Source organism: Maribacter spongiicola (assembly GCF_004364165.1).
In the GTDB taxonomy this organism is placed as follows: Bacteria; Bacteroidota; Bacteroidia; order Flavobacteriales; family Flavobacteriaceae; genus Maribacter; species Maribacter spongiicola.
This window is the reverse complement of sequence record NZ_SOAY01000010.1, coordinates 1,663,766-1,676,214: the sequence shown is the minus strand read 5'-3', so window position 1 is coordinate 1,676,214 and position 12,449 is coordinate 1,663,766. Positions and strand designations below refer to the sequence as shown.

Below are 12,449 nucleotides of genomic sequence, written 5' to 3'. Positions count from 1 at the left end.
CTTAAACCGCAGCTTTTTCAATAAGCGCTTTATTAATTTCTTTAATCAAAGCCGGACCTTCATAAACAAAGCCTGTCCATAATTGAATTAGATCTGCACCAGCTTCTAATTTCTCGATAGCATCTTCTGCAGAGTTTATACCACCCACACCGATAATTGGGAATGCCTTGTTACTCTTTTCCGCTAAAAATCTTATTACCTCAGTGCTTCTATCTTTTAAAGGAGCACCACTTAGTCCGCCAGCTTCTTCTGTTACTAAAGCATGTGATTTTAAGTTCTCTCTAGAAATAGTTGTATTCGTAGCTATAATACCATCAATAGTTGTTGTTTTTACAATATCAATAATATCTAACAATTGGCTATCGGTAAGGTCTGGCGCTATTTTTAATAAAATAGGTTTACGCACAGTCGACTTGCGTTCACTTTGCTTTGAATTCTCTAATTGAAGCTCATTTAGCAAAGCTGTTAATGGCTCTTTATCTTGTAATTCTCTTAAGCCAGGTGTGTTGGGTGAGCTTACATTTACTACAAAGTAATCTACGTGATCGAATAAAGCGTCAAAACAGATTAAGTAATCTTTAATTGCTTCATTGTTCGGTGTCACTTTGTTCTTACCTATATTACCACCAATAAGTACTTTATGATTTTTCTTTAAATTCTCAACTGCTTCAAAAACCCCGTGGTTATTAAACCCCATTCGGTTTATGATAGCCTTATCTTCTTTTAAACGAAATAATCTTTTCTTCGGATTTCCATCTTGAGGCTTTGGGGTAAGAGTGCCAATTTCTACGAATCCGAATCCGAAATCTGATAATTCGTTATATAACACCGCATTTTTATCAAAACCAGCAGCTAAACCAACAGGATTCTTAAATTTCAATCCGAATAGTTCACGTTCCAAAAGTTTATCTTCTACTACGAACATTGATTTAATAAGTCCTGATAATCCTATTTTGGAGAAAAACTTAATGCTCGAAAAACTAATATGGTGAACTTTTTCTGGGTCAAGAAGAAATAAAAGAGGTCTAATAAAAAGCCTGTACATGTATATATTTTAGAAGCCGTAAAAATACAAACTGTAATTGAGAAAGTTAAGCAATACTTTATCTGTTTTCACTAGATATACTATCTGTGTAGACAGCGGGCACAACAATGTAAGGGGATCGCGAAGCATTTTTACATAAAGACAAGTACAAATCGTATTGTTTTGAATTGAACAAAGCCAACATTCTTTTATCGATCATTTTCTGAACCCTACCCATACTATCCATAACACTTTTATATTCATCGGCTAATTGTTGTAGCTCTTTAACACTACTTTGAGGATGTCTATTCTTTACGTTTTCTAATTCATTGCTCAAAACATCATTTCGGTATTTTATCTCGCCACTAAAACTTTCTAATTTCTCGCGTTGCATTTCGTTCAATTGAAAAATATCAGAAATAATAGAATCGTTCGTAACACCTACCCCAAGAATACAATCTGCCTGTGCATTTACATTTGCGAAAAGTAAAAGAAAAGCTATTGCCACTACATATCTAATTTTCATCATCATTTAATTTATCGAATCTTACGTTTACCAATTTACAATTTATAACCTTATTTTTGATAAAACCCATTTTACATGCAGCACATCATCGATCGTTTCATAAGTTATATTACTATTGATACGCAGAGCGACTCATCATCAGAAACTACACCAAGTACCCAAAAACAATGGAATTTAGCGAATAAATTAGTAGATGAATTACGCGCTATAGGTCTATCTGAAGTTACGATAGATGAAAATGCCTATATAATGGCCACCTTACCTTCAAATGTAGATCATGAAGTACCTACCATTGGTTTTATTTCTCATTTTGATACATCTCCTGATTTTTCAGGTACGAATGTAAATCCGCAAATAATTAGAAATTACGACGGTAAGGACATTGTGCTGAACAAAGAAGAAAACATCATATTGCCATCTAGTTATTTTGATGATCTATTACAATACATTGGTCAAACCATTATAACTACAGATGGCACCACCCTCTTAGGTGCAGATGATAAAGCAGGTATTACCGAGATAGTAACTGCTATGGAGTATTTGGTAAATAACCCAGAAATAAAGCATGGCACTATTAGAATTGGGTTTACACCTGATGAAGAAATTGGTCGTGGAGCACATAAATTCGACGTTGAAAAATTTGGCGCAGAATGGGCATATACTATGGATGGTAGCCAGATTGGTGAACTGGAATATGAAAATTTCAATGCAGCAGGTGCCAAAATAACGATTAAAGGAAAAAGTGTACACCCAGGTTATGCAAAAGGGAAAATGGTAAATGCACTTTTAATCGCCAATAAGATTATAAGCGATTTACCCAAGCATGAAATACCTGAAGAAACATCTGGCAGAGAAGGCTTTTTTCATGTGAATCATTTTAACGGAGAAATCGAAAATGCTACCGTAGAATTGATTATAAGAGACCATGATTTAAAGCATTTTGAGCAACGTAAACAACTAGTAAAAGACATTGTCCAAAAATATAATAACGTTTACGACAATTGTATTGAGCTAGAATTAAAAGATCAATACTTTAATATGAAAGAAAAGGTAGAACCTGTTTTTCATATTATAGAGACCGCTAAAAAGGCAATGGAAGATATTGGTATAAAACCAATCATTAAACCAATACGCGGTGGCACCGATGGTTCTCAGTTAAGTTATATGGGCTTACCATGCCCTAACATATTTGCTGGCGGTCATAATTTCCATGGCAAGTATGAATATGTACCTGTAGAGAGTATGCAGAAAGCAGTTGAAGTTATTGTACGTATTTGTGAGCTGACAGCAAACCAATGACACAATGGAAAAGCAAGAGAAATTAGAGGAATTCTATACAACAGCACATCGTTTTAAAAATGAAGTAACTGTATTAAGAACTCTTGCCTTAGCCTGTGGAATAACAGAAACTTACAAATGGAATTTCCCAACATATATGGTAGATAATAAAAACATCATCGCCATAAACAAATTCAAAAATCACTTCGGAATTTGGTTTTTTAACGGTGTCTTTTTAAGTGACCCTAAAAAGGTTTTAGAAAATGCACAAGATGGAAAAACCATGGCGATGCGCCACTGGAAATTTACAACACTTGAAGGCATTGATAAAAAAGATATTACATCTTATATAGATGAGGCTATAGAAAATCAAAAGAAAGGCTTACAATTAAAAGTCGAGAAAAAACCTAAGACCAAAATTGTTATTCCCTCTCAGTTATATATTACATTGGAAAACAACGACGACATTAAAGCTGCTTTTGAAAAACTAACTTATTCTAAACAGAAAGATTTCGCTGAGTATATAGCAAGCGCCAAACAAGAAAAAACAAAACTGTCGCGTTTAGAAAAGATAGTTCCGTTAATTTTAGTTGGCAGGGGAATTCATGACATTTACCGTAAATAAATTACAAAGACGGTAATTTCCAGCCATTGTGATAAGTGGCTTTTAAATACTGATTTGCTTCTTCATTTTTAAATTGCCCTGTAGTTTCATCCCAATAAATTCTATTTCCGGTCTTAAAGGCAACATTACCCATATGCGATACCAAAGCAGCATCATAACCAACTTTTATAGGTGCATTCAATTTAGAATTATCCCTACTTTTTACCGCATCGATAAAATTCTGCGTGTGTAAATCCAATCCGCTAAGTCCGCCATTATCATGTCTTACCGCTTCCATTTTTGGAATACCATCTTTACCCCAACCTTGAAATTCTTTTTCAGGAATAATTTCCCAACCACTTCTATCTAAAACAAGGGTACCATTATTACCTATAAAAGCAATTCCATGGTTTCGACCATAATTACCTCCATCAATACCTGTTGCATGTTCCCAAAGAATTGAGAATCCGTCATACTCATATACTGTTTGCAATGTATCCGGAGTTTCTGATGCATCGTTAGGATACGCAAATTTACCACCTAACGCCATTACAGATTTTGGAGTTTCTGCTTTCATACCATACAAAGCATAATCCATTAAATGCACACCCCAATCTGTCATTAATCCGCCTGCATAATCCCAAAACCATCTAAAATCGAAATGAAATCTATTCTTGTTAAATGCTCTATCTGGCGCTGGACCTAACCACATTTTATAATCTACTCCCGCAGGAACGGATGAATCTGCCACCACAGGCACAGGTTTCATCCACCCTTGGTATGCCCAAGCTTTAGCCAAACGTATTTCGCCCAATGCTCCCGAATGAACATATTTAATAGCGTCGACAAAATGTGGCTGACTACGTTGCCACTGCCCTATTTGCACCATTCTATCGCGAGTCTGCACAAAGTCTAACATAATGTTCGCTTCTTGCACAGAGTTGGCAATTGGTTTCTCACAATACACATCTTTACCTGCCTGTAAAGCATCCGTTAATTGAAGGCAATGCCAGTGATCTGGTGTACCAATGATAACGACATCAATATCTTTATTCTCGTACATTTTTCGATAATCGCTATACCATTTTGGCTTTTTGATTCCTGCTTTTTCCAAATCGGAAGTTCTCTCTCTTAGAACATTCTCATCAACATCACACAAAGCGATAACATTAATTTCGCTCATTTTAAGGAAAGAAGTCAAATCTGAAAACCCCATTCCTTTACAACCTACCAAACCAACATTAATAGTATCGTTGGCTCCTACACTCTTTCGCATCATTGATAGTAATTCCATAGGTAACATAAACGATGCACCTGTCATAACTAAACCTGCGGTACCTTTTCTAATAAAACTTCTTCTGTTGTGTGGCATATTGTTGATTTCAAGTGTACTTAAATATACCAAATTTGGGCATAAAAAAACACCGATGTTTCCATCGGTGTTTTTTATATGAATTCAGAAAAAATTATTTCTTTTCTGGAGCGTTTAATTTAGCGCTCATTTCCATGGATATGGCAGATCTATCAAACTTTAACTTCCCGGCCATTGTTTCCAACACACAAGAAAAATCATTATCGTTCAAATCTACTACTTTACCGTGCAGACCACTTTTGGTAATTACACGATCACCACGTTTTAATTCTGCCGAAAATTTCTTTTCATCCTTCTGTCTTTTCATTTGAGGTCTGATCATAAAAAAATATGCGACCACAAAAATTAAAATCATCGGAAGAAACTGCCCTATATCACCCATTTTTGGTATATCTGTTATTTATAATTATTTAACAGGTCCTAATGGAGCTGCTCCTTTTGGGTTAACGAAAGCTTTAATTCTTAAAAGCTCTGAACCTTTTTCAGTATTTGCTGTAACTGTAATTGTTTTAGTTACTTGATTTTGACCAGAACCATTAAAGTTTACTTTTAACTCACCGGTTTCACCTGGCGCAATAGGATCCTTTGGAGGATTAGGTACTGTACAACCACAGCTACTTTTTGCATCGGTAATAATTAATGGAGCATTACCTGTATTGGTAAAAGTAAATACGGTCTCTTGTGGAGTACCTTGCTCAATTGTACCAAAATCATGCTCTGCTTTCTCGAAAGACATTACAGGTACTGCTTTAGCAGCCTCATCTCTTACCGCAGCCTCTGCTACATTATCAGTTTTAATCTTACTTGATGCATTGTCTTTACAAGAAGTAAAAGCTACCATTGATACAAGACCAACAATTAGAACTATTTTTTTCATACTATTTAGATTTATCAATTATTTGTAAAATTATAAAATATTTTTATAATAGACCTCTTCCCATTTTATTAAGCTTTCCTTCTGACTTGTATTCTTTAGTAAGCTTATCAAGAATTCCGTTTATAAATATGCTACTTTTTGGTGTAGAGTATTCTTTAGCAATTTCTAAATACTCATTTATGGTTACCCTTTCTGGTATAGAAGGAAAATGTAATAACTCGCAAATAGCCATTTTTAATAGAATACTATCAATACCGGCGATACGATCTTTATCCCAATTCGGCGTTTTACCTTCAATCTCTTTTTCTAAAGCATCGTTTTTTAATAATGTTCTAGATAGCAATTGCATGGCAAAAGTCATATCATCATCATCTTTTAATAGACTTGGCAAAAAGTAAGATTCTGGGTGTACCTGTTTCGCTTTCTTTAAATGCTTTAAGATAAAGGTATTGACAATAGGTATATCATCTACCCAAGTTAACTTATCATCTTCAAAGTAATCGTAAATTTTATCGTTAGGCGCTATAATGTTCTTGAACAAATTCAGTACTAATTCTTTATCTGCTGCATAGTCGCTTTCTGGTGTAGACATGTATTCTTGATATGCCTCGCTCTCAATAATCTCTTTATAGATGAGTTTTACATACTCTTCGTTCAAGTACCAGTTATCTAACTTTCTATGTGTAATTTCTTCCTCTAAGGTCTTGTTCTCAACAATTTGCAACAGCAATCTGTTTTGAATAAACTTTTTAGGATTTGGGAAAGCTGCCTTCTTGTCGCTAATGTATTTATTGGCAGATAAAGAAATTTGGTCTGCAGCTCTTTTTTGTAACTCTACAAAAAGACTTAGCCACAACAAGTATAGCGTATAGGTATTCTCTATGCTTACCTTTAAAAACTTCTCTTGTTTTTGTAATGAATCGTCCTTAGACTGAATTAGAGCGTAAATACTCTGCATTACCTTAACCCTAATGTGCCTTCTTGTAAGCATTTGAAAGAACTTATTTAATATATTAGTAAATAACCTCGGGGCAAGCCCTTGGAGCATTAAATCTCGATTATCGAATAAATAAAGCCGCAAAGGTAAGTATCTATTTAAAGGGTCACAATAGCAATCGTATTTATCTTAGCTTATTTATAACATATCGTTTTAGGTCAAAAAACTATCTTTGCCCATAAAAATTTACACTATTACCTTTTCTACCACTTATGAAAGAACTTAAGCATCTAAATAAATACTTTAAAAAATACTGGCTTAAGCTTTTTTTCGGGATTATTATTACTGTTATAGCCAGGCTATTTCAATTGATCATGCCTTCTTACGTCAATAATTCTATTACCGTAGTTGAGCAATATATAAAAGCTGAAATAGAAAAATCTACCGCGCAAGATTTGTTGATGGAGTATATTCTTATAATTATTGGTGCCGCTTTTCTCTCTGGGTTCTTCACTTTTTTAATGCGCCAATTAATTATCAATATTTCTAGATATATAGAATATGACCTTAAAAATGAAATATTCGATCACTACCAAAAACTAAGTCTGAACTTCTATAAGAAAAATAGAACAGGCGATTTAATGAACAGAATCAGCGAAGATGTAAATGAAGTACGTATGTATGCGGGTCCGGCTATCATGTATGGCATACAGACACTAACATTATTTGCCTGCTTAATTCCGTTAATGTTCATTAAAGCACCAACCCTGGCAGCATATACCTTACTACCATTGCCTTTTCTATCAGTTTTAATATATCAAATAAGTAAGGTAATACACAAGAGAAGTACTATAGTACAACAGTATTTATCTACGTTATCGACTTTTACACAAGAAATATTTTCAGGTGTATCGGTTATAAAAGCATATGCGTTAGAGCCACAAACAAATAAGGACTTAGAAAAACTTGCCATTGAAGGCAAAGAAAAGAGTGTTAGTTTGGCTAAAGTAAATGCTTGGTTTTTCCCTCTAATGATACTCTTAATAGGTATCAGTAATATTTTAGTCATTTATATAGGAGGAAAACAATACTTGGCGGGTGAAATTGAAGTTGGATTGATTGCGGAGTTTATATTGTACGTAAACATGTTAACATGGCCTGTTGCAATTGTAGGATGGCTTACATCTATTGTACAAAGAGCTGCTGCCAGTCAAGAACGCATCAACGAATTTTTAAATCAGGAATCGGAAATTAAAAACATGCCCACCCACGAGCATACCGTAAAAGGTAAAATTGAATTTAAAGATGTAGATTTTACTTATCAGGACACCAACATCAATGCCTTAAAACATTTATCATTTACCATAAATGAAGGGGAGACGACTGCTATTATTGGCAAAACTGGTTCGGGTAAATCTACTATTCTAGATTTAGTAGCTAGATTATACGATACTACATCAGGCGAAATTTTAATAGATGACGAGCCTATTAAAAATATTGACCTAACTAGTTTAAGAGAATCTATTGGTGCCGTACCACAAGATGCTTTTCTGTTTTCCGACAGTATAAAGAACAATATTAAATTCGGAAAAGAAGACGCTACAGACCAAGAAATCATGGACATTGCCAAAGATGCCGTTGTTCACGAAAACATAATGGGTTTCTCTAAAAAATACGATACTATTTTAGGCGAAAGAGGTATTACCTTAAGTGGCGGACAAAAACAACGTGTTTCAATTGCGAGAGCATTAATAAAGAAACCACAAATTTATTTATTCGATGATTGCCTTTCTGCGGTTGATACAGAAACGGAAGAAGAAATTTTAAGCAATCTTAAAAAAGCATCTAAGAATAGAACTACATTAATTGTAAGCCATAGAGTTTCTTCGGCTAAAAATGCAGATAAAATATTGGTGTTAGATGACGGCAGACTCATTCAAGAGGGCACGCACGACGAATTAAATACCCAAGAAGGGTATTATAAAGACCTCTATAGCAAACAGCTCTCAGAGAAAGAAAGTTAGAAAATTGTTGTCGGATAACGATTTTTTTTTCATTTTTGATAGCATAACGACACTAAACATTAGAAATGAGCGAAAGAGATTTATCAGATCAGGAAGAAATTCACTCCAAAGTTTTACGCGCAGGTAGAAGAACGTACTTTTTCGATGTAAGAAGTACAAAGGCCGGGGACTATTATTTAACGATTACAGAAAGTAAGAAATTTACACATGACGATGGTTCATTCCATTACAAAAAGCATAAAATTTATTTATACAAAGAAGACTTCGACGCCTTTAAAGAAAATGTAGAAGAAATGATGGATTTCATCATTAACGAAAAAGGTTCTGAAGTAATTTCTGAAAGACATCAAAAAGATTTTAAGAAAGAAGATTCTGAAACAGAAGTTGAAATGCCCGTAGAAAATACCACTACTTCTTCTAGTTTTACAGATGTTAGTTTTGAAGACATTTAATTTTAAAACTATCTTTTTAAAAATTAACGACTCTTTTTAAGGGTCGTTTTTATTTTGTGGATATATGATCATTACCGAAATGCATATTTCACCAACACTAAATTCAATAAAGTCAAAATACAGATACTTATTACTGCGATATATGGCGTAAATACAAATGCTATCACTGTAAACAAGAAGAGTATATAAATAGGATAAGATATCATCGCAAATGCAAACCTAAACGTACCCATAAACTCATCTTCTGGTACTTTTGACTTCAACCACAATTTCCAAATTAATACAATAGGGAAATTTAGTAATATGAATATCCACTTGAATATATTGAAACCTTGCGTTTCTGAAACAGTCTCAAATGAACTATCGACACCTTGTTTGGTCAACATCTTTATCTTTTTGTTGACAGCGGTAGGATTAAGAAAATCGACCTTTTCCGACTTCAACTTATTTAAAATGGCATCATAATCTTCATTACTTGGTATGTGGGTAGTTAGATCCTCTAGACTAGAAGCAACCTCATTTTTTATAGTATTGACAGATGTATTTAAATCATTCTCATCATATAAACTTCTTGCCGAAATTGGCTTTCCATAACAAATAGCCACCTCATCTGTAAAATGAGCTGCATGCTTATAATTAAACCCAACAGGAATCAACTGAACATCTAACGCAGGGTACATTTCAAAAGTTCTAAAGAGTATTCTGGTAAAACCCTTACTTAATGGTCTAACGCTACGTTTAAGACTATGATTTGCTTCGGGAAACAAAAGCAATGCTTCTCCCCTACTTAAAATTTCTGCACATGAGTTAAAAATGGCATCGTTATTAGAAAGCGTATCTCTACCATCTCGCATTCTGTAAATTGGTAGCATTTGAAAATAAGAGAACATACGTTTTAGCAGTTTGCCATTAAAAACGTCTGAACGGGTTAGAAAATAGGGTTTTCTATTACAATCTGTTGCAATTAGCAATACATCAATCAAAGCACTTTGATGATTAGGCAAAAACATTACCGGTTTATCTTTGGGTATATGCTCTAGCCCAGAAATATGAATTTTCTTATGATAGCTATAGAGTCCGGTTTTTATAACAAATTTTACCAATGAATATATAAATCCACTCACGCTATTGTTTCTTTAGCAACTGATTTTTTATTCCAAAAAGCAGCCAAAATTAAACCCGAAACAATATGCCAAATACCCCAAAAGGCAGCAAGAAGCGCCATACCGCCTAATCCATCGAAAAAAGTAAAAATCAATAATAATCCTAATCCAGAATTTTGTATTCCTGTTTCTATAGTTATTGATCGAAGGCTATCTTCAGGTAATTTAAAAATTCGCCCAAGGCTGTATCCCGTAGAAAATGCAACTAGATTATGAATTAAAACAATCCAAAAGACATAAAAAATATAGTCCATAAAGATGATGCGGTTATTATATAATGCAATAAAAACCAGACAGATAAAAAACACTAAGGATACCACTTTAAGCTTCTTAGCTATTTTCAAAGCTATTTTTGGTTTTTTATAATTGACATACATACCCAAAATTAAAGGCAGACCTAGTAATAGAAAAACCAATTTTATCATTTCTATAGGTGCTATGGAAATGTCTTGAATAAGATTAGAGCTTGGCTCATATAACATTGCATAAAAATGAAAATTTAATGGTGTCATTATCACCGCTAACATAGTAGCAATGGCAGTAAGGCTAATAGATAATGCCGTATTTGCTTTAGATAGGTAAGATATGAAATTAGAAATATTACCTCCTGGGCAAGCAGCCACCATAAACATACCCAAAGCAATGCTTGGTAAAGGTTCAATGATAAATACCAATAAAAAAGTCAATGCGGGTAATACAAGAAACTGACTACATAAGCCTACTATTAATGCCTTCGGTTTTGACCATAAAGGCTTAAAATCTGATATTGATATTTCTAAGGATACACCAAACATGACTAAACTTAGAACAATGTTCATAATCCATAATGAACCTGAATCAAAATTAATATGAATGCTATCTAAGATATTATCAGTCAAAAAATTAGGAAATTTTTAATCCGTTGGGCACTTTCATTTGAGGTTGAAGAAGCACCACTGAACTATTGTCTACAGCACCTAATATAAGACATTCACTCATAAAATTGGCAATTTGTTTTTTAGGAAAATTAACTACTGCAGTAACTTGAATACCTATAAGATCCTCTTTTTTATACCTTGCAGTTATCTGAGCAGATGTTTTTTTAATCCCAATTTCATCACCAAAATCTATATGTAACTTGTACGAAGGGTTTCGGGCCTCAGGGAAATCTAAAGCAGCTACTATAGTGCCCACCCTCATGTCAATTTTACTAAAATCTTGCCACGTAATTGTTTCTTCCATTAGCTCAATTTAAGCTTTTCTATCAAATCTTTAGGTACATTACCAGCATACATACCGTAAGCATCTACCAGTAGTCCCTTTTCACCGGTACTTGTTTCAATAACATATAAAATGGTATTATCATCAGGGTTGCTCATCCCTTCAAAACGATAGAATTTTACCACGTCTAATTCAGTAGCATTATGAATATGTTTCTTGCTTTTGTTTTCTACACCAGCGTCACATAAATTAAAATCTTCTGTGTAACCTTCTTCTTGTAATGCTTTAATTGCGGCGGATAAAGAAATATATGAATTTTCCATATTAGTATTTTTATAAGTTTATGAATACCATAAAGAAAAGGCAAGCTTAATATAATCGTTAACTTAGTACCATAAATTATTAGTTGATATGGCAAGAACAGAAAGCAAAATGTTAGCATTGGGTACAGTAGCTCCGGAATTTAGCCTGTTAGATACGGTCAGCAAAAAAACAATGAATCTTCACTCTTTAAATGGTAGTAAAGGAACAGTAATTATGTTCATTTGTAACCATTGCCCATTTGTTATTCATGTAAATCCTGAAATCACTAAAATGGCTTTAGAATATCAGAAGCAAGGTGTTCACTTTATCGCTATATCTAGTAATGATGTAGAAAAGTACCCAGAAGATGACCCTCAGTTCATGAGAATAAAAGCAAAAGCCGAAAATTATACCTTCCCTTATTTATATGATGAAGACCAATCGGTAGCCAAAAAATATGACGCTGCTTGTACACCAGATTTTTTTCTTTTTGACGAAGGATTAAAATTGGTTTACAGAGGTCAATTAGACGATTCTAGACCGGGGAACGGATTGCCGTTAACAGGTAAAGACCTTAGAGATGCCATTGAGAAGCTTATAAAGGGAGAAGAAATTAATCCTGTTCAAAAACCAAGTATAGGCTGCAATATTAAATGGAAATCTAACGCTTAATTATAGTAGTTTTTTTT

15 protein-coding genes are annotated in these 12,449 nt (G+C 33.9%); 5 read left to right on the top strand and 10 right to left on the bottom strand.

Features of this window, described 5'->3' with window-relative positions; genetic code table 11:
* Window position 1: 1 nt before the first annotated feature.
* Together CLV90_RS07500 and CLV90_RS07495 are read right to left on the bottom strand one after the other, a co-directional pair.
* Complete coding sequence (locus CLV90_RS07500) at window positions 2-1,045, bottom strand: quinone-dependent dihydroorotate dehydrogenase (protein WP_133686841.1); 1,044 nt, start codon at window positions 1,043-1,045, stop codon at window positions 2-4.
* A 58-nt stretch (window positions 1,046-1,103) separates the two neighbouring features.
* Window positions 1,104-1,550: a hypothetical protein gene (locus CLV90_RS07495; RefSeq protein ID WP_133686840.1), complete on the bottom strand. Its 447-nt coding sequence runs from the start codon at window positions 1,548-1,550 to the stop codon at window positions 1,104-1,106.
* 75 nt (window positions 1,551-1,625) lie between these two features.
* On the opposite strand from CLV90_RS07495, the gene pepT reads away from it, so the two are divergent.
* Both pepT and CLV90_RS07485 read left to right on the top strand, forming a co-directional pair.
* The gene (pepT, locus tag CLV90_RS07490; protein WP_133686839.1) at window positions 1,626-2,849 is read left to right on the top strand and encodes a peptidase T; all 1,224 of its coding nucleotides are present in this window, start codon (window positions 1,626-1,628) and stop codon (window positions 2,847-2,849) included.
* 4 nt (window positions 2,850-2,853) lie between these two features.
* Window positions 2,854-3,453 carry a YdeI/OmpD-associated family protein gene (locus tag CLV90_RS07485; protein WP_133686838.1) on the top strand — a complete coding sequence of 200 codons (600 nt, stop codon included), beginning with the start codon at window positions 2,854-2,856 and terminating at the stop codon, window positions 3,451-3,453.
* 1 nt (window position 3,454) lies between these two features.
* Here CLV90_RS07485 and CLV90_RS07480 read toward each other — a convergent pair whose 3' ends face one another.
* From CLV90_RS07480 to nusB, 4 genes are all read right to left on the bottom strand, one after another.
* Window positions 3,455-4,804, bottom strand: coding sequence for a Gfo/Idh/MocA family protein (locus CLV90_RS07480; RefSeq protein WP_133686837.1), 1,350 nt, complete (start codon window positions 4,802-4,804; stop codon window positions 3,455-3,457).
* 94 nt (window positions 4,805-4,898) lie between these two features.
* Complete coding sequence (gene yajC, locus CLV90_RS07475) at window positions 4,899-5,186, bottom strand: preprotein translocase subunit YajC (protein ID WP_068486194.1); 288 nt, start codon at window positions 5,184-5,186, stop codon at window positions 4,899-4,901.
* A gap of 24 nt (window positions 5,187-5,210) precedes the next feature.
* Complete coding sequence (locus CLV90_RS07470; protein ID WP_036152838.1) at window positions 5,211-5,681, bottom strand: DUF1573 domain-containing protein; 471 nt, start codon at window positions 5,679-5,681, stop codon at window positions 5,211-5,213.
* 43 nt (window positions 5,682-5,724) lie between these two features.
* Window positions 5,725-6,672 carry a transcription antitermination factor NusB gene (nusB, locus tag CLV90_RS07465; protein ID WP_133686836.1) on the bottom strand — a complete coding sequence of 316 codons (948 nt, stop codon included), beginning with the start codon at window positions 6,670-6,672 and terminating at the stop codon, window positions 5,725-5,727.
* A 218-nt stretch (window positions 6,673-6,890) separates the two neighbouring features.
* On the opposite strand from nusB, the gene CLV90_RS07460 reads away from it, so the two are divergent.
* The gene (locus tag CLV90_RS07460) at window positions 6,891-8,642 is read left to right on the top strand and encodes an ABC transporter ATP-binding protein (protein WP_133686835.1); all 1,752 of its coding nucleotides are present in this window, start codon (window positions 6,891-6,893) and stop codon (window positions 8,640-8,642) included.
* A gap of 65 nt (window positions 8,643-8,707) precedes the next feature.
* Entirely contained in the window at window positions 8,708-9,094 is a 387-nt protein-coding gene (locus CLV90_RS07455; RefSeq protein WP_133686834.1) for a PUR family DNA/RNA-binding protein, read from the top strand.
* A 71-nt stretch (window positions 9,095-9,165) separates the two neighbouring features.
* On the opposite strand, the gene CLV90_RS07450 is transcribed toward CLV90_RS07455, so the two are convergent.
* The 4 genes from CLV90_RS07450 to CLV90_RS07435 form a co-directional block, all read right to left on the bottom strand.
* Window positions 9,166-10,218, bottom strand: coding sequence for a lysophospholipid acyltransferase family protein (locus CLV90_RS07450; RefSeq protein ID WP_133686833.1), 1,053 nt, complete (start codon window positions 10,216-10,218; stop codon window positions 9,166-9,168).
* Entirely contained in the window at window positions 10,215-11,075 is an 861-nt protein-coding gene (locus CLV90_RS07445) for a bile acid:sodium symporter (RefSeq protein ID WP_166638552.1), read from the bottom strand. Before CLV90_RS07445 ends, CLV90_RS07450 begins: the two co-directional genes overlap by 4 nt.
* Window positions 11,076-11,139: 64 nt before the next feature.
* A complete protein-coding gene (locus tag CLV90_RS07440) occupies window positions 11,140-11,478 on the bottom strand; it encodes a tRNA-binding protein (protein ID WP_133686831.1) in 339 nt (112 codons plus the stop codon).
* Complete coding sequence (locus tag CLV90_RS07435) at window positions 11,478-11,780, bottom strand: phosphoribosylpyrophosphate synthetase (protein ID WP_133686830.1); 303 nt, start codon at window positions 11,778-11,780, stop codon at window positions 11,478-11,480. The genes CLV90_RS07440 and CLV90_RS07435 overlap by 1 nt, the downstream gene beginning before the upstream one ends.
* 88 nt (window positions 11,781-11,868) lie before the next feature.
* On the opposite strand from CLV90_RS07435, the gene CLV90_RS07430 reads away from it, so the two are divergent.
* The gene (locus CLV90_RS07430) at window positions 11,869-12,432 is read left to right on the top strand and encodes a thioredoxin family protein (RefSeq protein WP_133686829.1); all 564 of its coding nucleotides are present in this window, start codon (window positions 11,869-11,871) and stop codon (window positions 12,430-12,432) included.
* Window positions 12,433-12,449 lie beyond the last annotated feature (17 nt).

Bases quoted from the DNA above. Each gene is read 5' to 3' on its own strand.
- CLV90_RS07500 (WP_133686841.1), bottom strand. From the start codon at position 1,045: ATGTACAGGCTTTTTATTAGACCTCTTTTATTTCTTCTTGACCCAGAA.
- CLV90_RS07495 (WP_133686840.1), bottom strand. From the start codon at position 1,550: ATGAAAATTAGATATGTAGTGGCAATAGCTTTTCTTTTACTTTTCGCA.
- pepT (WP_133686839.1), top strand. From the start codon at position 1,626: ATGCAGCACATCATCGATCGTTTCATAAGTTATATTACTATTGATACG.
- CLV90_RS07485 (WP_133686838.1), top strand. From the start codon at position 2,854: ATGGAAAAGCAAGAGAAATTAGAGGAATTCTATACAACAGCACATCGT.
- CLV90_RS07480 (WP_133686837.1), bottom strand. From the start codon at position 4,804: ATGCCACACAACAGAAGAAGTTTTATTAGAAAAGGTACCGCAGGTTTA.
- yajC (WP_068486194.1), bottom strand. From the start codon at position 5,186: ATGGGTGATATAGGGCAGTTTCTTCCGATGATTTTAATTTTTGTGGTC.
- CLV90_RS07470 (WP_036152838.1), bottom strand. From the start codon at position 5,681: ATGAAAAAAATAGTTCTAATTGTTGGTCTTGTATCAATGGTAGCTTTT.
- nusB (WP_133686836.1), bottom strand. From the start codon at position 6,672: ATGCTTACAAGAAGGCACATTAGGGTTAAGGTAATGCAGAGTATTTAC.
- CLV90_RS07460 (WP_133686835.1), top strand. From the start codon at position 6,891: ATGAAAGAACTTAAGCATCTAAATAAATACTTTAAAAAATACTGGCTT.
- CLV90_RS07455 (WP_133686834.1), top strand. From the start codon at position 8,708: ATGAGCGAAAGAGATTTATCAGATCAGGAAGAAATTCACTCCAAAGTT.
- CLV90_RS07445 (WP_166638552.1), bottom strand. From the start codon at position 11,075: ATGAACATTGTTCTAAGTTTAGTCATGTTTGGTGTATCCTTAGAAATA.
- CLV90_RS07440 (WP_133686831.1), bottom strand. From the start codon at position 11,478: ATGGAAGAAACAATTACGTGGCAAGATTTTAGTAAAATTGACATGAGG.
- CLV90_RS07435 (WP_133686830.1), bottom strand. From the start codon at position 11,780: ATGGAAAATTCATATATTTCTTTATCCGCCGCAATTAAAGCATTACAA.
- CLV90_RS07430 (WP_133686829.1), top strand. From the start codon at position 11,869: ATGGCAAGAACAGAAAGCAAAATGTTAGCATTGGGTACAGTAGCTCCG.